We start from the raw sequence: 20365 nt of genomic DNA on the forward strand, positions 1-20365 counted from the left end.
GACGCTGCGACCTCGATGCGATGCGCGGAGGCTCACACCGGCGGCCGCGCGCGGCCCCTGCCCGCGGGCGGGTGGTGGCGGGCCGGCGCCGAGCGAGGTGCCCTGGGCCACGGCCGCGCCCGCTGAAAAAAGATCGAGGGGCGCGTAGGGAGGGCGGCCCGGGGCGCGTCTCACGAACAGAAGCCGGCAAGAACACGCTGGCCCTTGCATCAAGGAGCACGACCCCATGACCCTCGCCCTCTTCTCCAACAAGACCCACACCGCGCTCCGTCGTCTCGTCCTCGGCAGCTTCCTTACCGCGGCCGTCCTCGCCGGCGGCGGAGCGGCCTACGCGGCGAACGACGCGGGCGGCACGGGCGGCAAGCCGGCGCCGCACCAGGGCCAGGGCAAGGACGCCCGCCGCCAGCACGGCCCCAAGGACCCGGCCCGCCTCATCAAGCGCTTCGACAAGAACGGCGACGGCAAGCTGACCGTCGCTGAGCTCCCCGAGAAGGCGCAGAAGCGGCTCGGCAAGGCCGACACCAACAACGACGGCTCCCTGTCGGCCGAGGAGCTCAAGGCGCACGCCGAGCTGCGCATGAAGGACCGGGCGGCGAAGCACAAGGCGCGCTTCGCCAAGAAGGACAAGAACGGCGACGGCTTCCTCACCAGGGACGAGGTGGGTGACAAGCGCTGGGAGCGGGTGAAGGCCGCGGACGCGAACCGCGACGGCAAGGTCAGCGCCGACGAGCTGCGCGCGGCGCGCCCCGCGCACAAGCCGCCCGCAGCGCGGTAGCTCCAAGGAGAGCGCGCGACGCGGAGAGCGGTGGCCGGCCTGCTCCGTTCACGGCTCCGGCGCGGAACGGAGCAGCTCATCGCCGAGCGCTCGCAGCGCGCTCTCCAGCGCCGGCAGGTCGCTCCCCTCTATCTCCCAGTCCTTCCGGCTGTAGTACTTCGCCGCGCCCCGCGGAGCGCCGCTCAGATCGAGGCAGTAGTCGAAGCCCTTCACGTCGCACGGCCGCGCATCGAAGGCGACCTCGTGCCTCGATTTGTCCTGCGGGAAGAGCAGCTGCACCTTGTCGTTGCCGCGGAGCTCGTAACGAAACAGGGCAAACGAGCCCTCGTACTGAGACGAACGCCGGAAGATGCCGATCGGCTCGTCGGCGAGCAGCACGACGAGCTCGACAAGGTCCGTGTCGCCCCTCGGAAGCCGCTCGATCCAGACGCGGCCCACCAGCGTCTTCGGGTCGGAAGCGCGCGAGCTCAGGAGCCCGTAGCCGGCTGCGACCGCCGCGAGGGCGATCGCCGTGACCGTCATCATCCTGGAAACGCGGTTCATGGGCGGCATCCTACCCCTTGCAGCGCCGCACGGGGCCCGAGATCGAGGCCCGCGGTCCGCCTGCCGCGGCGCCGCGATCCGCGGCACGCCGGCGAGCGCCGGCGATCAAGAGCCGAGCGGCGCGCCGCAGCGATCGCAACCCTTCGTTCGGTACGAGTGCTTCGCCTCGCAGTTCAGGCAGTGCTTCGGCAGGAAGTAGAGGAGCGCCAGGCCGATGCAGGTGCCCAGCCCGACGATACCCCACGCGCCGCTCCGGCCACGCATCTTCGCGTAATACACGAGGGCGGTGATGAACAGGGCGACGCCGAGGAGCGAGATGGCAGCGTTGTCCGTCGCGCGACCTACCGATTGCAGCACGATCCCCGGCAACCCGAAGAGGAAGCTCAAGGTGCTGAAGCGACTCAGCCTCTTCTGGATCTCGAGGCGCCGCTCCGGGCTGATCTGCTCGACGCCCGCGGCGTGAGGCTCGATGGATGCGGTCGGAGGTGCATAAGGGTTCATGCGTTCGTCCTTCCCGGCGCGCGTTCCAGCGCGGTCTCGCTGGGCGCCGCGCGGCGAGGATCCCAGGTTATGCACCTTCCCCGACCCGGAATAGCGGGATCCTCCTGCCGGGCTCTCTCTTCTGGAAAAGACCGAGGGGCGCGTAGGGAGGGCGGAACGGGGGGCAAGCCGGCGCCGCACCAGGGCCAGGGCAAGGACGCCCGCCACCCGCTGAGCGCCGACGCGCTGCGGGCGGCGCGCCCCGCGCGCAAGCCGCCGGCGGCGCGGTAGCCCCGAGGCGAGCGACCGAGCTTCGAGGTACCCCCACCGCGCAAGGGACCCGTCAGCGGCGCGGCGCTGTCTCCTCGCCCGGCGCTGTCTCCTCGCCCGGCGCTGTCTCCTCGCCAGCGCTCGCTGCGGCCGCGGCGCCGCGCTTCCTCGGGCGCTTCGGAAAGAGCGGGAGCTGCCGCTCCAGCACCTGGCTCCGCCAGGCGAGCAGGGTCTGCGCGCGCCGGCGCGCCGTCTCCTTCCCGATGCCCGCGGTGAAGCGGAAGATGCGGCGCGCGAGCGCCTCCCGCGTCGGCGCCGCGGGCTCGAAGAGATCCGGCGCGACCTCCTTCACGACCTCGCACGCGAAGATCGCGCGCCGCAGGTGCGTCCGCTCGTCGGCAGAGCCGGACGGGGTTGCGAGCAGCTCGCGCGCCGCAGGCGTGATCGAGGCGCCGTCATCGACGAGCCAGCCGAGGACGCGGGCAGCGGCGAGCGCATAGCCGACGTGCCGCAAGGAGATGCCCGTCTGCTCGGAGATCCGCTCCTTCTCGGTCACCCCGCCCGAGAGCGCCTCGAGCACGCGCCGCACGTTCGCGAGGTTGTCGGCCTGGGGGATCTCGGCGCTGTGCAACAGGCGGGTCGTCGGCATGGGCGGCAAGGAACCCCCGGCCCCCGGCCGGGAGACAACACCATAGCGCGCCGAGGCACGGCGTGGGTCTCGAAGACGCCCGCCGGGGCCGGCGCGCCGTCGCCGCAGCTCTCCAGCGCGCACGTCGCGCCGGCCGGGCCGTGAGGGCCCGGTCCCTGTGCCAGAGCTGTCTGCGCCTGGCACACGTGGCGCAGCGCGCTGGCGAGCGCGCTAGGGAAAGCGCCCGGATTGCGCGGAGCGCGCGATGGAACGGTTGCTGCCACGTCTGCCAGGGCCGACGCTCGCGTCGAGCCCACCGCGGCCCTCCGGGACATCGCGCCTGAAGGAGGGAGCGCTCCGGCTCTCCCCTTTGCAGCGCCCTCGCGTGTTCCAGGTGCTCCCCATGAGATCTTTCCTTCGCGCATTGACCCACTGGCAAGCGACTCCCGTGCTCACCCTTGCGCTGCTGTGTCTCCACTGCGGCTCGAGCGTCGAGGCGGACGCGATGGGCGGCGGCTCCACCGGCGAGGGCGGCGGCGGTAGCTCCACCAGCGAGGGGAGCGTCGACAGCACCTCGACCGGCGAGGGCGGCGGCGGAAGCTCGAGTGGATCGGGCGCTGGCGGCTCTACAGGGGAAGGCAGCGGAGGCTCCGCAGGAGAAGGCGGCAGCTCCACGGGGGAAGGCGGCGGCGGCAGCTCCACGGGGGCGGGCGGCGGCGGCGGCGGCTGCCGCCTGCCGGTCGACCCCGCTGTGTTCGAGATCGGGACCGGCGAGACCTGCTTCGAGAGCATCGAGGAGGGCGCCACGCTGCCGGTGATGGCCGGGCCCCAGGGCGGATACCATCTCTGGTTCGCCGTCGGCTGCAGCGATTGTGGCACGAGGGTCCGTGTGCGGTACAGCGTCAAGGACCCTGCGACCGGGGACCTGTTCCCCCCGGGCGTCCCGCAGGAGGGGATGGTCGAGCTCCTCCCCGGGGAGTTCCCGCACGCGTTCGGGCTCATCGCGTTCCTCCCCGGAAGGCAGTGGCAGCCGGAAACCGTGCTCAAGGAGGGGACCCACGTGATCCTCGCGGCGGAGGCGCGCAACGACGACGGCTCGACGAAGCACACGGCCGAGGTGGAGGTCGTCCTCGGCGCCACCGTGGCCTGGGGGCTGCCGTGCAGCGACGATCCGGCGACCTGCGACGCCCCCGGCGGGGCCCCGTGCTGCACCGATTGAGCGATGCGGCGCGGAGCCCATGCTCGGTGCGCCCGGTGCGGGTTCTCTCGACTTGCGCGCCGCGCGGAGGCGGCGTGGCTCAGAAGACGACGGCGCCGGGCGAGCAATACTGGTCGAGGAGCGGCGAAGGCGTCGCCGACACGTTGGCGTCGTCCACGTAGTACACGGCCGGCCCGCCGATCGTGTAGATGAGGACCTCGTTGTTGAACGACGTGCCGCAGGTCTGGAGGTACTCCCACTTTCCGGTCTGGGTCGAGGTCCTGGTGGTATAACCCGTCCCGCCGCTGCCGAGCCCTATCGTCACCTGCCCGGTCACGGTATAGACCCAGACGCTGAACCGCAGGTAGGCGTTGTTCGGCGGCGGGCTGGCGGATGTCCAGTACTGCTGGGCGATGCCGCCGTTGGTCGTCGTCGCCGACACGAGGAGGCTGCGCTTGTTGGCGGTGTGCACGACGTCGGTCTTGAGCCATGTCGCGATGGCGCCGTAGTTCAGGTCATTGCTCGTGGCAGGCCAGGAGTCCGCCGCGGTGCCCCAGCCGGCGAACCATGACGCGTTGGCGTTGCCATGATCGATGAAGCCCGACGGGATGCCGGCCTGCGCGTTCTCGAAGCCGGGGTTAATCAGCAGGTTGACGATCGGGAGCTGGAGGAGGACGAGGGACTGCGCGCCGCCGCCGGAGCTGACCACGAGCTCTGCGCCGGACTTCCCGACAGGGCTCAGCGTCGGCTCGGAGAGGGTGTCCGCGGCCGGCGCCGTGTTCTGTGCACCGATGCCTTCGGACGGCTGCACCTCCGCCGGGGTGCGGGCTGCCTCGGGGAAGGCGGAGGCCTCCTCGACGTCCATGTGCCCCTCGTCGTGAGGTTCGGAGTCCGAGACGCAACCGACGAGGGCGAAGGGGACAACGAGGGTGCTGAGGATGGATGCGGTAGATTTCATGACGGGTTCTCTCCGGTCGGGGTTTGATGGATCGGCGGACTGTCCTTCCTCCTGAGCACGCTGAGCACGCAGCGTGCCGGCTCGGCGGGCGTGGATTTGCGGTGATCTTGAGCGGGCGCTCGTGGAGCGAGCGCCGGAACGGGAGCACGCCGACAGCCCTGCTAGAATGCTCCAGGCGCCGGTGTGGAGGCTGTGGCCTGGAGGCCAGGACCTCCAGGCGCATAGGCGTGCCCCTCCAGAGGCCGCGCCGACGGTGCTGCCTGCAAGCGAACTCCGCGTAGATGGAGGGCGCGCTGCGCTGGAACGTGCTGTGGCGCCGTCGGGCGTCAGCCCGGCGGGAGCAGGGCGAGCAGCGCTCTGGCGGCGACCTTCTTGTCGAGGACAAGCACGCTCCGGATCAGCCTTGCGCTCCCCGTGAGCTTCTCGCCCAGCGCCTCGCCGGCGATCTCGAGCCGGCAGGCCAGGAGGCGCTGGGGGTAGCGGGAGAGGAGCGCGTCGCAGTCGCGATAGAAGCGGGTGCTGCCGTCGCTCGCGAGAAAGAGGATGCGCGACGCGCGGGCGTTCTGCGGGCTCTCCGGGGCCTTCCTGGCCGCGGCGTCCAGCCCCTTCTGCTCCCTGGCGAGCTTGTCGGCGATGAGCTCGAGGCCGTGGCAGGCGTGCTCGGCCGCGAGCGCGCCGCGGAGCTCCGCGGCCAGCGCGTCGGTCATCGGGAGCGTCGCCACCCGGTTTCGACCGCTCTCCCACAGCAGGCCCGCGTGCTTGGTGAGGAGATCGAACACCGCGTCATGGCGCGGATCGGCGACGAGATCTTTCGGCAGCTTGAGCACAGGCACCTCTGCGCGCACCCTACCAGACCCGGCGCTCGGCGACGACCGCCGCGGCGGCGAGCCTCCCGCACGCGGGCCCGTCGGACCAGCCCATCCCTCCCGGCCTGGTCCGCTGGCTTCGGTTGACCAGTCGACGACTCGTTGAGCCGACGAGGATACCGATCATGGCACGGCAGAGGAGAACGGCCGGCTGCGCGTCGCGCTGCGCCTTGCACCGCCGAGCTTGCTGGCCTCGACGGCCCATCGTAAACTAGGATATGGCCGTTCAAGCCGTTACCGTGAACTTGCCCGAGCCGCTGTATGAGCGGCTGGCTCGCCGCGCGTGGAAAACGCAACGAACCGTCGAGGCCGAGCTCGTCGACGCGGTAGCGACCTCCCTCCCTGACGAATCCGACGAGCTGCCGGTCGACATGGCGGAGGCCATCGCCGCGCTGCACTTGCTAGGTGACGAGGATCTCTGGCGGGCCGCCAGGCAGCGCCTCGCCCCGGAGAAGGCAGCAGACCTCGAGGATCTGCACATCAAGCGCCAGAGCGAAGGGCTCTCCGCGTCGGACATCGAGGCGCTCGCGACGCTCATAAAGGAGTACACGCGCATCATGCTGGTTCGTTCCCGATCTGCCGCCCTGCTCAAACAGCGAGGTCATGACGTCTCGGGGCTTCATCAAGGACATGAGCCGTAGCTACATCGGGAGGGCGCTGCGTGAGCAGGTCGCCGGTGAGGCGCGCCATCGCTGCGGCTATTGCCTGACCTCGGCGCGTATCATCGGCACACCGATGGAGATCGACCACATTATCCCTGAGTCGCTGGGCGGATCTACAGAATGAAGATTCAGCTTTACTACTATCCCGGCAACGCGAACCTCGCGCCACACCTCCTGCTGCAAGAAGCGGGCTGTGACTTTGAGCTCGTGCTCGTCGATCGCGACCGGCGCGAGCAAAAGAGCGCGAACTACTTGCGCCTCAACCCCAACGGCGTGATCCCCACGCTGGTTTGTGGCGAGCTCGTGCTCTTCGAATCTGCGGCGATCTGCCTGTACATCGCGGATCAATACCCGAGCGCACGGCTGATCCCACCTCTGGGGTCAAGCGAACGAGCGCATCTCTATAAGTGGCTCTTCTTCCTGAGCAACACGGTGCAGCCCGCGTACATGGCTTACCGCTACCCAGAAAAATACGCGGCAAATTTGACCCAAAGCGACGGCGCACAGCCCTACCAGCGGGGCTGTCGACGAGGTGCGAGCCGCGGCGGCGGCGCGAGCCATGCAGGCCTTTGAGGTCATCGAGAACGCCTGGGGCTCCGGGCCCTTCATGCTGGGCGAAGCATATTCGGCGTGTGACGCATATCTCTATATGCTGACCTGGTGGGCGCGGCAGTTGCCACGATCCCCGGATCGGATGGAGCGCATCGGTGCCTGTATCGACGCGGTTGGACGACGTTCCGCGACGCAGCGCGCCTGTGCAGCCGAGGGCATCGAAGTTCGCTTCGAGATCTGAACGCGGTGCGCGAGAGAACAAGATAGAAACCATGAGCGGAAAGCTGCATAGCGAAGCGTTGCAGCAGACGGTCGCCGCCGGTCGCAGATGCTCCTGTGGCGCCCGCAGCTGAACGCCGGTGCGTGAGACTGGAGAATGCAGCCAGAGGGAGGTCTCGTCGGTCGTACTCCCGACCGCTCTCTCCGTCCCGCGCGCGGAGCGCAGGGTTGTCTCTGCTCTGCCCGCGCGTGTGGGCCGAGCCCTCTCGGCCGGCACGACCCCGGGCAGGCGCGGGCACTGCAGAAGATGCTGGAATTATTGGGCAATCGGACGAAATGGCCCACGGACATCCTGGCATGAGGCACTGCCCGCCGGGCGTGATCTCCGGTCGAATTTGCGGTATAATTTCGGATATGACCCTCCCCGCGATGCCCCCTCCAGGTTTCGACGACCTCTCTCCCGCTGAGAAGCTCGATTACCTACAGGCCCTCTGGGACCGCGTTGCGCTCCATCCTGAGGCAGTTCCCGCCCTGGAGTGGCATCGCGAGATCCTCGCTGAACGCCTGGCGGCGCACCGAGCTGGTCAGGGTTCGAGCCGCTCGTGGGAGGAGGCCCGCCGAGACCTGCTCTCGCGCCTGCGCGCCGCGCAGCGATGAGACGGCTTGAGATCCGCCAGGAAGCGGAGGTCGAAGTCTTCGACGCTGCGCTTCGCTACGAGCGGAAGCGGCGCGATCTCGGATTCCGATTCGAGTCTGAAGTGGATGTCACGATCCGCCGTACCATGGAGAATCCTCTCCAGTTTGCTGAGATCGAGCCCGGCATTCGTCGCGCACTGGTTCGAATCTTTCCTTACGGCGTCTTCTTCGTGCTCGAAGAACCCTTGGTGCTCGTGATAGCGGTGCTTCATCTGCACCGCCATCCGGACGCGTGGAAAGATCGGCTGTAAGCACCGAGCTGCGCAGCAAAGCTCTGGTACGTACAGTGCCCCCGGCGCGCCGGCTCCCGTGGCTCCTTGATCGATAGGCTTCAACCAGGACCTTTTTCATGGCGCCGATCATTCCCAATCCAGACAAGATCAAGAGCTTCCCCACCGAGGCGGCATTCGAAGCCTGGATGGCCGCGAACCACGCCCGCGAGACCGAGCTGTGGCTGAAGATTCACAAGAAGGACTCGGGCCTGCCGACGGTCACCTACGCGCAGGCGCTGGACGTGGCCCTGTGCTGGGGGTGGATCGACGGCATCCGGAAGTCGTTCGATGACCTCTCTTTTCTGCAGCGGTACACCCCTCGCAAGGCGAGGAGCGTCTGGAGCCAGATCAACACGGATCACATCGCGCGGCTGACGGCGGCCGGCCGGATGACCCCGCACGGCCAGCGGCAGGTCGACGCCGCGAAGGCGGATGGCCGCTGGGAGGCCGCCTACGCCCCCATCCGCAGCGCCACCGAAGCCACCCTTCCCGACGATCTTCGCGCGGCCATCGAGGCGAACCCACGGGCGCGCAAGACGTTCCAGACCCTCGGGCGCCAGAACCTCTTCGCGCTGGCGTTTCGCATGAACAGCATCAAGACGCCCGCCGGGCGCGCGAAGAAGATCGAAACGCTGGTGGCGATGCTGGCGCGCGGTGAGACCATCGTGCCGGAAGGACAGCGCTGACCTCGGTCAGCGCGCGCGGCTCCCCTCCAATGAGCGTGCACCGTGTTGCTTACGTGGTTCTCCGGTGCGCAGACCTCGAGCGCTCGCGGCGGTTCTACGAAGGCCTCGGCCTGCGCTTGTCCCCGGAGCAGCACGGCAGCGGAGCAAAGCACTACTCATGCGATGTGGGTGGAATGGTCCTCGAGCTCTATCCGCTCTCGGACAAGCCGACGTCCGGTCTCCGCCTGGGGCTCATCGTTTCCGACCTCGATCGGATCCTGGAGTCGCTCCGAGCGCTGGGCGCGGTGGTCGGCGCCATCAGCTCCGAGGGCAGCTCGCCCGTGACGGTCATCGATCCCGATGGTCATCGGATCGCCCTGGAACAAGAACGCTGAGCCGCTCCAGGGCAAAGCCGGGGAGCGCGCGCTGCTCCTCATGAACCGCTCCCCCCTCCTCCTCGGGCGACGAGGTGCCCGTCGCGAACGCCGCGCGGAACTTGGCCCTCCCGCGCGCCCGCTGGCATCTCCGCGGGGTGCGATCGCGTCTCTTCCTCGCGCTCGCCGCCGCGATCGCCATCGGGATCGCGCCGGCGACGGCATCTCCGGCCCCGCCGGGCGTCCGAAAGCTCCACGTCGAGGCCGGCGCGGTCCACGCCACGGTCGGCGCGTCGGGCAAGCAGGTGCGCCTCACGCTCGATCCCGAGCTCCAGCGCGCCGCCGAGCGCCTCCTGGCCCGCTCCGGCGCCCCCGAGGGCGCCATCGTCGCCTCCGACGTCCGCACCGGCCGCATCCTCGTGTGGGCGAGCCGCGGAGACCGGGACTACGTCGCCACCCCGCTCGCCCCGAGCGCGAGCCTCTTCAAGATCGTCACCGCGGCGGCGCTGCTCGAGGGCCGCAAGGTGAACATCGCCACGCCCGTCTGCTACACGGGCGGCATGAGCGCGATCACCGCGGCCGATCTGGAGGGCCGCGGCGCCACCTGCACCGTCTTCGGCGAGGCGCTCGGCCGCAGCATCAACGGCGTCTTCGCCCGCCTCGCAGGCCGGCACCTCACGGCCGACGACCTGCGCAACAAGGCCCGCGACCTCGGCTTCGACGGCGAGGTCCCCATCGACATCCCCGTCGCGCCGAGCGCCGCCCACATCCCGGCCGACGGGCTCGGCCTCGCCCGCGCCGCCGCGGGCTTCTGGAGCGGGCGGCTCAGCCCGCTCGGCGCGCTGTTCGCCATGCAGACGATCGCCAACGACGGCGAGCGCGTCCGCCTCTCGCTGCTCGCGCCGCCGGGCGTGCAGGACGCGCAGGACCGCCGAGACGCGGGCGCGCTCGGGCCACGGAGCACCGACGGCCGCGGGCTCCGGGCCGACGTCGCGCGCACCCTCCGGTCGATGCTCGAGGTCACGACGCGGCGGGGCACCTGCGCCAAGGCGTTCCGCAAGCCCGACGGCACCCGCGCCCTCGGCACCATGCCCGTCGCCGCCAAGACCGGCACGCTGGTCGGCGGCAGCCCGTCGCGGATGTTCTCGTGGTTCGCCTCGTTCGCGCCGTCGGATCGCCCCGAGATCGCGGTCTCCGTGATGCTGGCCAACGACATCGCGTGGCGCACCAAGGCGAACCTCGTGGGGCGCGAGCTGCTCGAAACCTACTTCGGCCGGAGACGCCCGGGGCCCGTGGCCCGGCGTCGCTGAGGCGCCGAGCCCCGCTGACGGGCGGCCCGGGGCTGGGTTACGCTGCGACGACCCCCATGAACGCCCGAGACCGCATCCCCCTCCTCCTCGAGCAACTACGCCAGGAGTACCCCGACGCGCGTTACGAGCTCGACTGGAAGACGCCGCTCGATCTGCTCGTCGCGACCATCCTGGCCGCGCAGTGCACGGACGAGCGCGTCAACCGGGTGACCGCCACGCTCTTCCCGAAGTACCCGACGGCGCAGGCGTACGCCGACGCGCCCACGGCGGAGCTCGAGGAAGAGCTCAAGCCGACCGGCTTCTACCGCCAGAAGACGAAGACGGTGCAGGCCGCGTGCAAGGAGCTCGTCGCGCGCTTCGGCGGCGAGGTGCCCGCGACCATGGCCGAGCTCACCACGCTGCCGGGCGTGGCCAGGAAGACGGCGAACGTCGTGCTCAACACGGCGTTCGACATCCCCTCGGGGATCATCGTCGACACCCACGTCGCCCGCCTCAGCGGGCGCATCGGCCTCTCGAAGCGCGAGAAGCCCGAGCAGATCGAGGAGGATCTGATGAAGATCGTGCCGAAGGACCAATGGACGTTCTTCGGCCCTGCGCTGGTGCTGCACGGCCGCTACACCTGCGTCGCCAGGAAGCCGAAGTGCGGGGAGTGCCGGATGAGCGAGTTCTGTCCGAAGGAAGGGGTCTGAACGAGAGATGAAGATCGATCTACCTGCCTCGTGGGAGCGCGTGCTGGCCGGAGAGCTCGAGCAGCCGTACTTCAAGAAGCTGGCGCGCTTCGTCGAGGACGAGCGGAAGGCGCACCAGGTGTTTCCGGCGGAGGAGGACGTCTTCGCCGCGTTCAAGCTCACGCCGTACGAGAGCGTGCGCGTGCTGCTCCTCGGCCAGGACCCGTACCACGACGACGGGCAGGCCCACGGGCTCTGCTTCTCCGTGCGCCCGGGCATCACGCCGCCGCCGTCGCTGGCCAACATGTACAAGGAGGCGGTCTCGGATCTGCCGGGCTTCACGATCCCGAGGCACGGCTGCCTCACCACGTGGGCGACCCAGGGGGTGCTGCTGCTGAACACCGTGCTCACCGTCCGGGCGCACACGCCGAACTCCCACAAGAACCAGGGCTGGGAGTCGTTCACCGACGCGGTCATCAAGAAGGTCAACGACAGGCCCGACGGGGTGGTGTTCGTGCTCTGGGGCGGCTACGCGCAGAAGAAGGCGAAGCTCATCGACGCGAAGCGCCACACGGTCATCAAGACGGCGCATCCCTCGCCGCTGTCGGCGAGGAACGGCTTCTTCGGCAGCAAGCCGTTCTCGACCATCAACAGCGCCCTCCGCGCCCGCGGCAGCGACGAGATCGACTGGCGGCTCCCGGAGACGGCGTAGCGCCGCGATGACGCGGCGGAAGCGCTCCCTGCCGCTCGCCCCCGCGACGCGGTACACCCCCGCCGTCCTCGAGGGGATCGCCGACGGGGAGCGCGCCGCGCTCGCGCTGTCGCTCGCCGCGCGCACCGAGGCCGGCGCGGCGTCGGCCGCGACCTCGGCGCTCGCGCGGGCCGAGGCGCTGCAGGGGGCGTCGGTCGCCGCCGAGCCGCCCGATCGGCCCATCGCCTGCAGGGCCGGCTGCGCGACCTGCTGCGTCAGCAAGGTGCTCGTGCTGGCGCCGGAGGTGCTCCGCATCGCGGCCCACCTGCGCGCCACGCGGAGCCAGGCGGAGCTCGCCGCGCTGGAGGAGCGCGTCCGCGCCGCCGACGCGGCGACGCGCGGGCTCTCCCGCCTGGAACGCGCCGAGGCCGGCGTCCCCTGCCCGCTGCTCGACGAGCGCGGCGCCTGCTCGATCCACGCCGTCCGCCCGATCGTATGCGCGGCCTGGGGCTCCCTCGACGCCGCCGCGTGCGAGCGCCACTTCGCCGCGCCCGCGTCCGTGCCCACGGCGCCGATGCACCGCCCGGGATACGAGGTCGCCAACGCCGTCCTCGCCGGCCTGGGATGGGCTGCGAAGGAGCAGGGCCTCGACGCCGCGCCGCTCGAGCTGATCGCGGCCCTGCGCATCGCGCTCGAGCGCCCGAACGCCGGCGAGCGATGGATCGCGCGCCTCCCTGTCTTCGCCGCGGCCCGCGACGCCGAGTGGCAGGAGGATCGGCGGCGCGAGGGCTGATCGCGCGCCGCGGTCGGCCCGCGTCATCTGGGCGATCGCGGTCGGAGAAATCCGTTTAGGCTAGCGCGCCATGGAGGCAGCCGCCGGTCGGCGCCTCGCGACGGAACACAGGTCTAAGGAGACGCGATGAAGATCTACGGACATCCCATGAGCACGTGTACGCGCAAGGTCCTGACGGTGCTCGCCGAGAAGGGCCAGGAGGCGCAGTTCGTGCTCGTCGACCTGACGAAGGGCGCGCACAAGCAGCCCGAGCACCTCGCGCGCCACCCGTTCGGCGTGATCCCCGTGCTCGAGGACGAGGATTTCACGCTCTACGAGTCGAGGGCGATCATGCGTTACCTCGATCACAAGCTTCCGGGAGCTTCGCTGACGCCGACCGAGCTCAGGGCCAGGGCGCTCATGGATCAGTGGCTCAGCGTGGAGCAATCGTACTTCGGCACCCCGGCGGTCAAGATCGTCCTCCAGCGGGTCTTCCTGCCGATGCAGGGCAAGCCGGGCGACGAGGCGATCGTCGATGCGTCCAAGGCCGAGGTCTCGAAGGCGCTCGACGTGGTCGAGAAGGCGCTGGCCGGCCACGAGTACCTCGCGGGCTCGAGCTACTCGCTGGCCGACATCTCGTGGATGCCGTACCTCCAGTGTCTCGTTGTGTCGAAGCTCGGGGAGCTCATCACCGATCGGCCGAACGTCGCGGCGTGGTGGAAGCGGATCAGCGAGCGTCCCGCCTGGGTGAAGGTGTCGTCCTGACGCCTGCCGGCCTGCCCTGAACGGGCGTCTTCTGCGCAGAAAGCGACGGGGTGGTCGGCGACGCCGGGACGCCGGCGCATCGCTGCCGTCCCTGGGCGGCCGCGCTGCCGGCGGCCAGGCGCGGCGGGCCCTCCTCGGCCCTTCAGCTCGGGACGCCGAGCACCTCGTCGAGCGTCCGCGCACCGAGCACCCGCTCGCCCCACCGCTCGAGCTCAGCCACGTCGGCTGCGTCGATGCGAGCGACGACGGCAGCGGGTAGCTCACCGAAGCGGGCCCGGAGCTGCCGCAGCAGGAGGTTGCGCCCCCCTTCCTTCAGCCCCTCGTCGCGCCCTTCCTTCAGCCCCTCGTCGCGCCCCTCGTTGCGCAGCTTTTGCTGGTAATCCTCGAACCACGCCCGGATCTCTGCGCTCACGTCGTCCTCCTCGCTCGTCGCCTGCTCATCGAGCCCGAGCTGGAAATGTACCAGGAGAGGCGTGGCGACGCTCCTCTCCCAGGCGTCCTCCGGCATCGCCGCCAGATCGGCGAGCGCCTCGCGCAGCACGCGCCCGGATCCGAGGTGGTTCGAGCGCTGCGGTCGCCGTCGAGGGGCTCGACACCCATAGAGCGCCACGACGTCGCCGCTGGCCAGCAGGCCTGATAAGGGGGCGAATTCCGGCAATGCGCCTTCACGCAGCGGGGAAGAGCAGAGGGACCACGACAGCGCTCCCGAGAGCATAAGCGCTCAAACCGGCGATGAGGCCGCACGCCGTCAGGATGCCTGCGAAGAACGACGAGCTACGCGCGCCAGCCCAGAGCGCGCGCATCGCTCTCCACCATGCGTTGAAGAGCGCCCAGGACGTGAGGATAACGAGCGTCGCTGCCCCTCCGACGACGCCTGCGCCGCGAATGGAGCTCGGCACCTCGACGACCCCCGCATACGCGAGCGGCAACAGGACGAGATCAACGATCAGCAACGCGCAACCCAGGCCGACGAAGGATTGCCAGAAGAGCCACGGAACATGCGTCGCCGACGACATCGCGACAGCGTTCGAACGGCGTTGCCTGAATTCGACGAGCTTGCCTGCAAAGGCCGCCCCGGATGCGAAGACCATCACTTTGCCGGTCAGATCGACAGCGGCGGCGAAGCCCTGCGGATCCATTCCCCCGGTCGCGTCGAGGAGGCCTGCGGCAGCGACGACCAGGACAGCGGCCCAAAGGACCAAGAAGAGCAGCGCGGCCGGCGCGGCGATCAGGAGCGACCAGACGGCGAGCGCGATCGCCGCGAGCACAACCTGCCAACGGCTCGAGACAGAAGAGGACGTGGAAGCGTTCGAGGTGGGCGTCGTCATGTGCTTTCGGCCGAAGGTGCAAGTCGCCGGCCAGCGTCTCGCGGAAAGCCCATGCACGCGCGGCCACGTGAACGGAGCAAGGACGACGCCCGATGGCGCGTGTTGCCGAAGCCAGGCTCCAGCGCCGCGAGGTGATCGCGTTCAGGGTGCGCGGCCGCGCGGGTGATCGCGATCAGGTGCGAGGGAAGTCGACGGGCTGGGGCGCTCGCGTCGCAGGAGCAGGCTGCGCGCTTCGAAACGCACAGCGCGCCCTCGGCATGCCGGGTGCTCCAGAGCGGCGCCCAGCAGGAGGTCATGAGCATGAGCGTCACCCAGCTCGTTCAGCGCAATGGGCCTCACCGGAGCTCCAGGGCGTGCGCGACGCCTTCGATGGTGCCCGCGCGCGCGACGGCGATGCATCGGCGTACGTCCGCTCTCGGGACCAGCTCGCCGCTTACCGCTTTCGCGCTGGCCGCTCGCCGGCCTCGTATTGAATGGCCTTGAGCCGCCGGAGCAGCTGAGCCCGGGACAGCCCGAGACGCTTCGCCGCCTGGCTCTGGTTACCGCCGCAGGCGTCGAGCGCCTCCTGGATCGCCTCCCGCGTCGTCGGTGGCGGCGCGGCCGTCGATGCGCGTACACCGAGCACCTGCTCCACGATCGAGAGCTTGAGCCCCACCGCCGGATCTGCCGCCGCGACCAGCTGGTTCACGCCCCGCACGTTCGCGGGCCAGTCGTGGAGCATCATGAGCTCCACGGCCTCCACGTCCACCCTCACGCGACCGAGCTGCAGAGGGCCGTACGCGCGCTCCCAGAGCGCCAGCAGGATCGCGAACACATCCTCCGGTCGCTCCCGGAGCGGCGGCAGCGAGATGCGCACCGGAAACCGCGCCAGCAGGTCGAGGCGGAACCTGCCCTGCTGGACGGCCTCCTCGAGCGGACGGTTGGTCGCCGCGATGACGGCGATATCCACGTGCACCGGTTCCTTCGCGCCGACTGCGAGCACCTCCTGGTTCTCGAGGACACGCAGCAGCTTGGGTTGCAGCTCGACCGGCAGCTCGCCGATCTCGTCGAGGAACACCGCTCCTCCAGCGCTCGCTCGCAGCACCCCAGGGTTACTCGCGCCGCTCCCCGAGAACGCCCCGCGCTCCCAGCCGAAGAGCTGCCCCTCGAACACGCTCGCGGCGATGCCCGCCACGTTGACGCGCGTGAAAGGACCATTCGAACGCCTGAGCGCCCGCACGACCGCGTCGGCAAGCATCTCCTTGCCCGTACCGCTCTCCCCTGTGATGAGGACGTTGCGCACGGGCCGCGTGGCCAGCCGGTCTAGCTCCGCGCGAGCTGCGCGGAGCCCCCACGGCCCCGCAAGACCGCCAATGGCCGGCTCCGGTTCGGCTGGCCCCGCGTACGCCTCGCGATAAACAAGCAGGGTTTCGCCCACGCGCAAGATGGCCCCATCCTCGATGGGCACCGGCTCATCCGCTGGGAGCCGATGGCCGTCGAGCCATGTCCCGTTGCGCGAGCCCACATCCTCGATCTGCGGGCGCCCTCCCGCCCGCGTCAGGCGAAGGTGGTTGGACGAGACCTTCGTGTCGTTGAGGCCCGCCGCCGCAAGCCATGCCCGTCCGACGTAAACCCCGGGGGACGGGAGAGGCACGGCGATATTGGCAGGAAAGGCGGCGAGCAGCGCTGGCGTTCCTCGATCGCGGCGTGTGCCAGTCGGGGGCCGGTGCTCGTCGGTGGGCGCATCGCGCGGCGGCCGGGTGGTCATCGCGCCCTCATCATCGGCCCCCTCGGAGCGGCTCCCTCGCAAGCCTGCCGCGCCCCGTCCTCATTCTGCGTCCAACGCGACGGCGACCCGCACCGAAGCGCTGGCCTTCTCGCCCACGAAGAGCAGCAAGCCCTGGCACAGCACGCTGCTCTTGAGCCAGTCGTAGTTGGCCGCGACGCGCCCCTCCGAGAGCGGCACGCTTGCCTCCGTCACCCGGATCACGACCTCGCCACGCACCAGCTCGGCCGTCGTGATCTGCAGTCGTTCGGGCTCACCTCGCGCTGCGGGGTCCTGCGTGAACGGGATGCAGATCTCTTCGCCGGTGGACTGGCGGCGCACACATGCTTGTGCGGCCGGGTGAGTCCTGGACATGTCCTCGGTGAACCTCGTTTCGCCGTCCGGCCGCCGGGCAACCCCCGTGAGCCGCAGCAACCACGAACGATCCGGCAAGGGGACGTCCTCGCACGGGGCCGGCAGACAGGTCATGCCCTTGGAAAAGCAGTCTCCCTGCTTGTTGCAGCACGGCGTCACCTCGGGCTGCTTCGGCGGCGCAACCAGGAGCGGATCGGGCCGCACGGACACCACGCCCGGCGCGGCGGGCAGCGTCATCTGCGCCACCTCGCCGGCGTCGGACTCCGGTCGACCCGCGAGCATCGATGCGCCCGCAGAGGCCGCGGCCCCGAGCGCCAACCCCACCGCCAGGAGGAGCGCCGTTCGACCCGGCTTGCCAGGCGTGGAGGGCGGCTCCGCGCGCACGGAGTGCGTGCTCCGCGCGGGGACGGACGTCGCCGAAGGCTGCCGCGAGCCGTCAACCGGTGAGAGCGTCGGGAGGGAGGGCCGCAGCGCCGCGGATGGCGGTGACGGCATCGGCGTGGTGCGGGGCGGGTGGCTCGCGCGCGGTCCGGGCCAGGAGGTTCGTCCTGCTTGCACTTGGAGCTCGGTCGGGCCGAGATGCGGGTCCGTCGCGCTCGCGCGCGGCAACGCGACGCCCAGCTGCCTCTGGCTCGCCCGCGCCGCGGTCTCGATCCGCTCCAAGAGCGCAGCGCCATGACTTGGCCGCCGCCGCGGCTGGATCTCGAGGCACGCGCGGATCACCTCGGCCCAGAAGGCGTCCGGCACCTGGGGCGGCCAGGGGCGATGTCCTTCCTCCGCGGCGACATAGGCGTCAATGAACGCCTCCACCGACGCATCGACGGAGAGCCCAGTCGGGTGCGCTCCGCCGAGCAGCTCGCACGCGAGAACGCCGAACGCGAACACGTCGCGGGTAAACCCCTCGCGCAGCGGGAGCCAGCGCCCAGGCGCGAGCAGCTCGGGCGCCATGTACGCGACGGTGCCGATGACCGCGCCCGTGGCCGTCAGCGGCCTAGGGTTCCCGACGGGCGCGGCGATCCCGAAGTCGATGAGCCGCACGCTGCCGGGCGCATCCGCGGCGCCCCAGAACGCGTCGGTGATGAGCACGTTGGCGGGCTTCAGATCGCGATGCAAGAGGCCAAGACCATGCACATGGGCCAGCGCGGCCGCGATCTGAGCCAGCACGGCGCCGCGCTGAGCGAGCGACATACGCGTCGCCGCGTCCGCGAGCGACTGGCCTTGCACGAAGTCGAAGACCAGGCCCACGACCCCGTCCGCAGGCGCTTCGAAGAGGGCGCGGCAGGGAACCAGGGTCGGATGGACGGCGCCGGCGACGGCTCTTGCCTCGCGCCGGGCGCGTTCGGCGGCTCCTCCCTCGAGGCCGCTCAAGAAGAACAGCTTGAGGGCACGCACGCTCCCGTCGAGCGGATCGTGGACCTTCCACACGGCCCCCTGCCCTCCCCGGCCGAGGGGTTCCATCAAGGTGTAGCGGTCAACACGGACGCCGGGGCGAAGCTGCACGATCCATAGTTACCGCAGCGGTCTGCCCGACAGAAGGGGGTGATTCAGAGAGGATAGGCAACGCTCGCCGACGAGGGCTGCTGGCTCAGCCCTCGTGGCCCGTGCCTGGACGCGTCACGCTGGAGTCGTCCGTTCCACATGTTCTCTCGCATCGAGCGAACAGCCCTGATCAACGCTCGACGACTTCCGAGATGCGGCCACAGACATCGGCCGCCCGGCGCGTCTCTGGCTCCGCCCCGTCGAGGAGCCCCACCAGGTTGAACAGGTCGAACGCCGCGGCCCAGCGCTCGAACCCCTCGGGAAGCGGCGCGCTCTCGCGGTAAGCGCCCGCGAACGCCGCGACGAACTCGGGCCCCGGGCTCCAGCGCAGGAGCTGGCCGACGTCCATCAGGCTCGGGCCCGCGTACGCGAACTCCCAGTCGAGCACGAGGAGCTCGCCCGACGACAGCCAGTGCAGGTTCGACGCCTTGAAATCGCCGTGGAGGAGCACGGGCGCCGACGCCAGCGCGCGCAGCGCCTCCGTGTTCGCGTCGAGGAACGCGCGCACGCGCTCGCTCAGCTCGCCGCGCAGGGCAGGAGCCAGCCTGTCGAGGACCGCGTCCACATGACCCCGCAGCGCGCCGATGCAGTCGGCGAACGGCACGGAGACGGCGAGCTCCGGCCCGAGGAAACCCGCGCTGTCGTAGCCGACGCCGTGAATCTCCGCGAGCGCGCGCCCGACCGCAGCGCCGCACGTCGCGGTGTCCTGGAGCGGAACGTGCGGGACGTGCTCGAGGACGAGGAAATCGTCACCCGCCGACAGGACCGCCGGGACGCGGAACGACCTCCAGCCCCGCGCGAGCAGGCTGGCCTCCTTCGGCGCCGCCGCCGCGTCTCGGCGGTACACCCGCAGCACGCGCTCGGCGCCGAGGCGCACGTTCACGTTGGCGTGCCCGCCGGAGAGCACCTCCGCTTCGCCCGTGAACGGCGGGATCCGCCGCTCGATCTCGGCGCGCGCGAGGGTCTGGACGTGCGCGGCGCGCTCCCACGCGCGCTCGGGGTTGGGAAGCAGCCTCATGCGGTCTCTCTTCATTTCAGGCACGAGGCGCGCCGCGCGTCGAGCGCCCTCCCTCAGGCAGCGCCCCCGCGGTACGATGCGCGCATGCCCGTGTACCGCAAGTCCCCCGTCGAACACGCCGCGGCGATCGCCGTGGCGGCCCGGACCGACGTGGGCCTCAGCCGCGAGCACAACGAGGATACCTTCCTGATCAGCGATCTCGCGCGCGGGCTCGCCCACGGGCCCGCGGCCGCCCAGGCGTCCGTCGCGCCGCCGCTCGCCCTGTCGCTCGGCGTCTACGACGGCTCCGGCGGCGCGTCGTCCCCCGACGCGGCGAGCCGGCTCGCGGCGCGCATCGTCCACGCCATCCTCACCCGCTCCGCGCCCCGATCGAGCGACGCCCTCGAGCGGAGCCTCCTCGAGGCGATCGGCGAGGCCGGGCGCGCCGTCCGCGACAACGCCCGCCGGAGCTCACAGCACCGGAACAGCGGCACCACGGTGACCGTGGCCGCGCTCTGCGATGAGCGCCTCCTGCTCGCGCAGGTCGGCGACAGCCGCGCCTACCTCCTCCGCAGCGGCGTCCTCACCCAGCTCACCCGCGACCAGACCCTCCTCCAGTCGCTGCTCGACAGCGGCAAGCTGCGGCCCGAAGAGGCCGCCACCTTCGAGCACAGGGGCGTGATGCTCCAGGCGCTCGGGCTCCGCGAACACCTCAGGATCGCGCTCTCCGCCGTCGAGCTCCGCCGCGAGGACACCCTGCTGCTCTGCACCGACGGGCTGAGCGACCTCGTCGACGATCGGCACATCGCCGCCGCGCTCGACGCCCACCCCGACCCCGCGGCGGCCGCCAGCGCCCTGATCGACGCCGCGCTCGCCGCCGGAGGCCGCGACAACGTGACCGCGCTGGTCACGCGGTTCGACGGCCCCTGGCTCGCCCCGCCGGCCAGCGACCGCGCCGCGGAGATCATCGAGATCGCCAGGTTCGCCGAAGGGCCGACGCGCCGCTCCTGACGGCGCG

The 20365-nt window shown here is 70.6% G+C and carries 26 protein-coding genes; 15 read left to right on the forward strand and 11 right to left on the reverse strand.

The window, feature by feature from the left end:
- Window positions 1-226: 226 nt before the first annotated feature.
- Window positions 227-775 (forward strand): EF-hand domain-containing protein, encoded by a 549-nt coding sequence (locus WME95_RS26350; RefSeq protein ID WP_437902153.1) that lies wholly within the window; start codon window positions 227-229, stop codon window positions 773-775.
- A 48-nt stretch (window positions 776-823) separates the two neighbouring features.
- Here WME95_RS26350 and WME95_RS26355 read toward each other — a convergent pair whose 3' ends face one another.
- From WME95_RS26355 to WME95_RS26365, 3 genes are all read right to left on the reverse strand, one after another.
- On the reverse strand, window positions 824-1318 hold the full coding sequence (locus WME95_RS26355) for a hypothetical protein (RefSeq protein WP_437902154.1): 495 nt from the start codon (window positions 1316-1318) through the stop codon (window positions 824-826).
- Window positions 1319-1423: 105 nt separating this feature from the next.
- Window positions 1424-1819, reverse strand: a complete 396-nt coding sequence (locus WME95_RS26360) for a hypothetical protein (RefSeq protein WP_437902155.1) — start codon at window positions 1817-1819, stop codon at window positions 1424-1426.
- A 322-nt stretch (window positions 1820-2141) separates the two neighbouring features.
- Window positions 2142-2717 carry a hypothetical protein gene (locus tag WME95_RS26365; protein ID WP_437902156.1) on the reverse strand — a complete coding sequence of 192 codons (576 nt, stop codon included), beginning with the start codon at window positions 2715-2717 and terminating at the stop codon, window positions 2142-2144.
- Between the two features lie 382 nt (window positions 2718-3099).
- Here WME95_RS26365 and WME95_RS26370 point away from each other — a divergent pair, with 382 nt between their 5' ends.
- Window positions 3100-3915 carry a hypothetical protein gene (locus WME95_RS26370; protein WP_437902157.1) on the forward strand — a complete coding sequence of 272 codons (816 nt, stop codon included), beginning with the start codon at window positions 3100-3102 and terminating at the stop codon, window positions 3913-3915.
- A 79-nt stretch (window positions 3916-3994) separates the two neighbouring features.
- Here WME95_RS26370 and WME95_RS26375 read toward each other — a convergent pair whose 3' ends face one another.
- Window positions 3995-4852 (reverse strand): hypothetical protein, encoded by an 858-nt coding sequence (locus WME95_RS26375; RefSeq protein ID WP_437902158.1) that lies wholly within the window; start codon window positions 4850-4852, stop codon window positions 3995-3997.
- Window positions 4853-5178: 326 nt separating this feature from the next.
- A complete protein-coding gene (locus WME95_RS26380) occupies window positions 5179-5685 on the reverse strand; it encodes a hypothetical protein (RefSeq protein WP_437902159.1) in 507 nt (168 codons plus the stop codon).
- 272 nt (window positions 5686-5957) lie between these two features.
- On the opposite strand from WME95_RS26380, the gene WME95_RS26385 reads away from it, so the two are divergent.
- The 5 genes from WME95_RS26385 (at window position 5958) to WME95_RS26405 (ending at window position 7808) form a co-directional block, all read left to right on the forward strand.
- A complete protein-coding gene (locus tag WME95_RS26385; protein WP_437902160.1) occupies window positions 5958-6359 on the forward strand; it encodes a hypothetical protein in 402 nt (133 codons plus the stop codon).
- On the forward strand, window positions 6349-6504 hold the full coding sequence (locus WME95_RS26390) for an HNH endonuclease (RefSeq protein ID WP_437902161.1): 156 nt from the start codon (window positions 6349-6351) through the stop codon (window positions 6502-6504). Before WME95_RS26385 ends, WME95_RS26390 begins: the two co-directional genes overlap by 11 nt.
- Window positions 6501-6953, forward strand: a complete 453-nt coding sequence (locus WME95_RS26395; RefSeq protein ID WP_437902162.1) for a glutathione S-transferase family protein — start codon at window positions 6501-6503, stop codon at window positions 6951-6953. Before WME95_RS26390 ends, WME95_RS26395 begins: the two co-directional genes overlap by 4 nt.
- The gene (locus WME95_RS26400; protein ID WP_437902163.1) at window positions 6940-7173 is read left to right on the forward strand and encodes a hypothetical protein; all 234 of its coding nucleotides are present in this window, start codon (window positions 6940-6942) and stop codon (window positions 7171-7173) included. Before WME95_RS26395 ends, WME95_RS26400 begins: the two co-directional genes overlap by 14 nt.
- A 407-nt stretch (window positions 7174-7580) precedes the next feature.
- The gene (locus WME95_RS26405; RefSeq protein ID WP_437911031.1) at window positions 7581-7808 is read left to right on the forward strand and encodes an addiction module protein; all 228 of its coding nucleotides are present in this window, start codon (window positions 7581-7583) and stop codon (window positions 7806-7808) included.
- Here the strand turns inward: WME95_RS26405 and WME95_RS26410 are convergent.
- Window positions 7736-8059, reverse strand: a complete 324-nt coding sequence (locus WME95_RS26410) for a hypothetical protein (RefSeq protein ID WP_437911128.1) — start codon at window positions 8057-8059, stop codon at window positions 7736-7738. The two genes, WME95_RS26405 and WME95_RS26410, sit on opposite strands and share 73 nt — an antisense overlap.
- Before the next feature lie 137 nt (window positions 8060-8196).
- Here WME95_RS26410 and WME95_RS26415 point away from each other — a divergent pair, with 137 nt between their 5' ends.
- From WME95_RS26415 to WME95_RS26445, 7 genes are all read left to right on the forward strand, one after another.
- Window positions 8197-8805 (forward strand): YdeI/OmpD-associated family protein, encoded by a 609-nt coding sequence (locus tag WME95_RS26415; RefSeq protein ID WP_437902164.1) that lies wholly within the window; start codon window positions 8197-8199, stop codon window positions 8803-8805.
- 29 nt (window positions 8806-8834) lie between these two features.
- Window positions 8835-9179 (forward strand): VOC family protein, encoded by a 345-nt coding sequence (locus tag WME95_RS26420; protein ID WP_437902165.1) that lies wholly within the window; start codon window positions 8835-8837, stop codon window positions 9177-9179.
- A 137-nt stretch (window positions 9180-9316) separates the two neighbouring features.
- Window positions 9317-10468 (forward strand): penicillin-binding transpeptidase domain-containing protein, encoded by a 1152-nt coding sequence (locus WME95_RS26425; protein ID WP_437902166.1) that lies wholly within the window; start codon window positions 9317-9319, stop codon window positions 10466-10468.
- Between the two features lie 56 nt (window positions 10469-10524).
- The gene (gene nth / locus WME95_RS26430) at window positions 10525-11157 is read left to right on the forward strand and encodes an endonuclease III (RefSeq protein WP_437902167.1); all 633 of its coding nucleotides are present in this window, start codon (window positions 10525-10527) and stop codon (window positions 11155-11157) included.
- Between the two features lie 7 nt (window positions 11158-11164).
- Window positions 11165-11848: a uracil-DNA glycosylase gene (gene ung, locus WME95_RS26435; protein ID WP_437707309.1), complete on the forward strand. Its 684-nt coding sequence runs from the start codon at window positions 11165-11167 to the stop codon at window positions 11846-11848.
- 7 nt (window positions 11849-11855) lie between these two features.
- The gene (locus tag WME95_RS26440) at window positions 11856-12620 is read left to right on the forward strand and encodes a YkgJ family cysteine cluster protein (protein WP_437902168.1); all 765 of its coding nucleotides are present in this window, start codon (window positions 11856-11858) and stop codon (window positions 12618-12620) included.
- A gap of 126 nt (window positions 12621-12746) precedes the next feature.
- The gene (locus WME95_RS26445) at window positions 12747-13364 is read left to right on the forward strand and encodes a glutathione S-transferase family protein (RefSeq protein ID WP_437902169.1); all 618 of its coding nucleotides are present in this window, start codon (window positions 12747-12749) and stop codon (window positions 13362-13364) included.
- 142 nt (window positions 13365-13506) lie between these two features.
- On the opposite strand, the gene WME95_RS26450 is transcribed toward WME95_RS26445, so the two are convergent.
- The 5 genes from WME95_RS26450 to WME95_RS26470 form a co-directional block, all read right to left on the reverse strand.
- Entirely contained in the window at window positions 13507-13905 is a 399-nt protein-coding gene (locus WME95_RS26450; RefSeq protein ID WP_437902170.1) for a DUF4351 domain-containing protein, read from the reverse strand.
- A gap of 124 nt (window positions 13906-14029) precedes the next feature.
- Window positions 14030-14503: a hypothetical protein gene (locus WME95_RS26455; protein WP_437902171.1), complete on the reverse strand. Its 474-nt coding sequence runs from the start codon at window positions 14501-14503 to the stop codon at window positions 14030-14032.
- A gap of 622 nt (window positions 14504-15125) precedes the next feature.
- Window positions 15126-16439 carry a sigma 54-interacting transcriptional regulator gene (locus tag WME95_RS26460; RefSeq protein WP_437902172.1) on the reverse strand — a complete coding sequence of 438 codons (1314 nt, stop codon included), beginning with the start codon at window positions 16437-16439 and terminating at the stop codon, window positions 15126-15128.
- A 60-nt stretch (window positions 16440-16499) separates the two neighbouring features.
- Window positions 16500-18269 (reverse strand): protein kinase domain-containing protein, encoded by a 1770-nt coding sequence (locus WME95_RS26465; RefSeq protein ID WP_437902173.1) that lies wholly within the window; start codon window positions 18267-18269, stop codon window positions 16500-16502.
- 211 nt (window positions 18270-18480) lie between these two features.
- A complete protein-coding gene (locus WME95_RS26470) occupies window positions 18481-19368 on the reverse strand; it encodes a phosphotransferase family protein (protein ID WP_437902174.1) in 888 nt (295 codons plus the stop codon).
- Between the two features lie 84 nt (window positions 19369-19452).
- Between WME95_RS26470 and WME95_RS26475 the strand changes: the two genes are divergently transcribed.
- A complete protein-coding gene (locus WME95_RS26475; protein ID WP_437902175.1) occupies window positions 19453-20358 on the forward strand; it encodes a PP2C family protein-serine/threonine phosphatase in 906 nt (301 codons plus the stop codon).
- Window positions 20359-20365 lie beyond the last annotated feature (7 nt).

The sequence above is a fragment of the Sorangium sp. So ce327 genome (genome assembly GCF_051530205.1).
Lineage (GTDB): Bacteria > Myxococcota_A > Polyangia > Polyangiales > Polyangiaceae > Sorangium > Sorangium cellulosum_B.

Coding starts and splice junctions, on each gene's coding strand:
- WME95_RS26475 (WP_437902175.1), top strand. CDS start 19,453: ATGCCCGTGTACCGCAAGTCCCCCGTCGAACACGCCGCGGCGATCGCC.
- WME95_RS26415 (WP_437902164.1), top strand. CDS start 8,197: ATGGCGCCGATCATTCCCAATCCAGACAAGATCAAGAGCTTCCCCACC.
- WME95_RS26440 (WP_437902168.1), top strand. CDS start 11,856: ATGACGCGGCGGAAGCGCTCCCTGCCGCTCGCCCCCGCGACGCGGTAC.
- WME95_RS26355 (WP_437902154.1), bottom strand. CDS start 1,318: ATGAACCGCGTTTCCAGGATGATGACGGTCACGGCGATCGCCCTCGCG.
- WME95_RS26395 (WP_437902162.1), top strand. CDS start 6,501: ATGAAGATTCAGCTTTACTACTATCCCGGCAACGCGAACCTCGCGCCA.
- WME95_RS26410 (WP_437911128.1), bottom strand. CDS start 8,059: ATGAAGCACCGCTATCACGAGCACCAAGGGTTCTTCGAGCACGAAGAA.
- WME95_RS26390 (WP_437902161.1), top strand. CDS start 6,349: ATGAGCCGTAGCTACATCGGGAGGGCGCTGCGTGAGCAGGTCGCCGGT.
- WME95_RS26420 (WP_437902165.1), top strand. CDS start 8,835: ATGAGCGTGCACCGTGTTGCTTACGTGGTTCTCCGGTGCGCAGACCTC.
- WME95_RS26365 (WP_437902156.1), bottom strand. CDS start 2,717: ATGCCGACGACCCGCCTGTTGCACAGCGCCGAGATCCCCCAGGCCGAC.
- WME95_RS26360 (WP_437902155.1), bottom strand. CDS start 1,819: ATGAACCCTTATGCACCTCCGACCGCATCCATCGAGCCTCACGCCGCG.
- WME95_RS26350 (WP_437902153.1), top strand. CDS start 227: ATGACCCTCGCCCTCTTCTCCAACAAGACCCACACCGCGCTCCGTCGT.
- WME95_RS26375 (WP_437902158.1), bottom strand. CDS start 4,852: ATGAAATCTACCGCATCCATCCTCAGCACCCTCGTTGTCCCCTTCGCC.
- WME95_RS26455 (WP_437902171.1), bottom strand. CDS start 14,503: ATGGATCCGCAGGGCTTCGCCGCCGCTGTCGATCTGACCGGCAAAGTG.
- WME95_RS26460 (WP_437902172.1), bottom strand. CDS start 16,439: ATGACCACCCGGCCGCCGCGCGATGCGCCCACCGACGAGCACCGGCCC.
- WME95_RS26405 (WP_437911031.1), top strand. CDS start 7,581: ATGCCCCCTCCAGGTTTCGACGACCTCTCTCCCGCTGAGAAGCTCGAT.
- ung (WP_437707309.1), top strand. CDS start 11,165: ATGAAGATCGATCTACCTGCCTCGTGGGAGCGCGTGCTGGCCGGAGAG.
- WME95_RS26445 (WP_437902169.1), top strand. CDS start 12,747: ATGAAGATCTACGGACATCCCATGAGCACGTGTACGCGCAAGGTCCTG.
- WME95_RS26470 (WP_437902174.1), bottom strand. CDS start 19,368: ATGAGGCTGCTTCCCAACCCCGAGCGCGCGTGGGAGCGCGCCGCGCAC.
- WME95_RS26400 (WP_437902163.1), top strand. CDS start 6,940: ATGCAGGCCTTTGAGGTCATCGAGAACGCCTGGGGCTCCGGGCCCTTC.
- nth (WP_437902167.1), top strand. CDS start 10,525: ATGAACGCCCGAGACCGCATCCCCCTCCTCCTCGAGCAACTACGCCAG.
- WME95_RS26465 (WP_437902173.1), bottom strand. CDS start 18,269: ATGGAACCCCTCGGCCGGGGAGGGCAGGGGGCCGTGTGGAAGGTCCAC.
- WME95_RS26370 (WP_437902157.1), top strand. CDS start 3,100: ATGAGATCTTTCCTTCGCGCATTGACCCACTGGCAAGCGACTCCCGTG.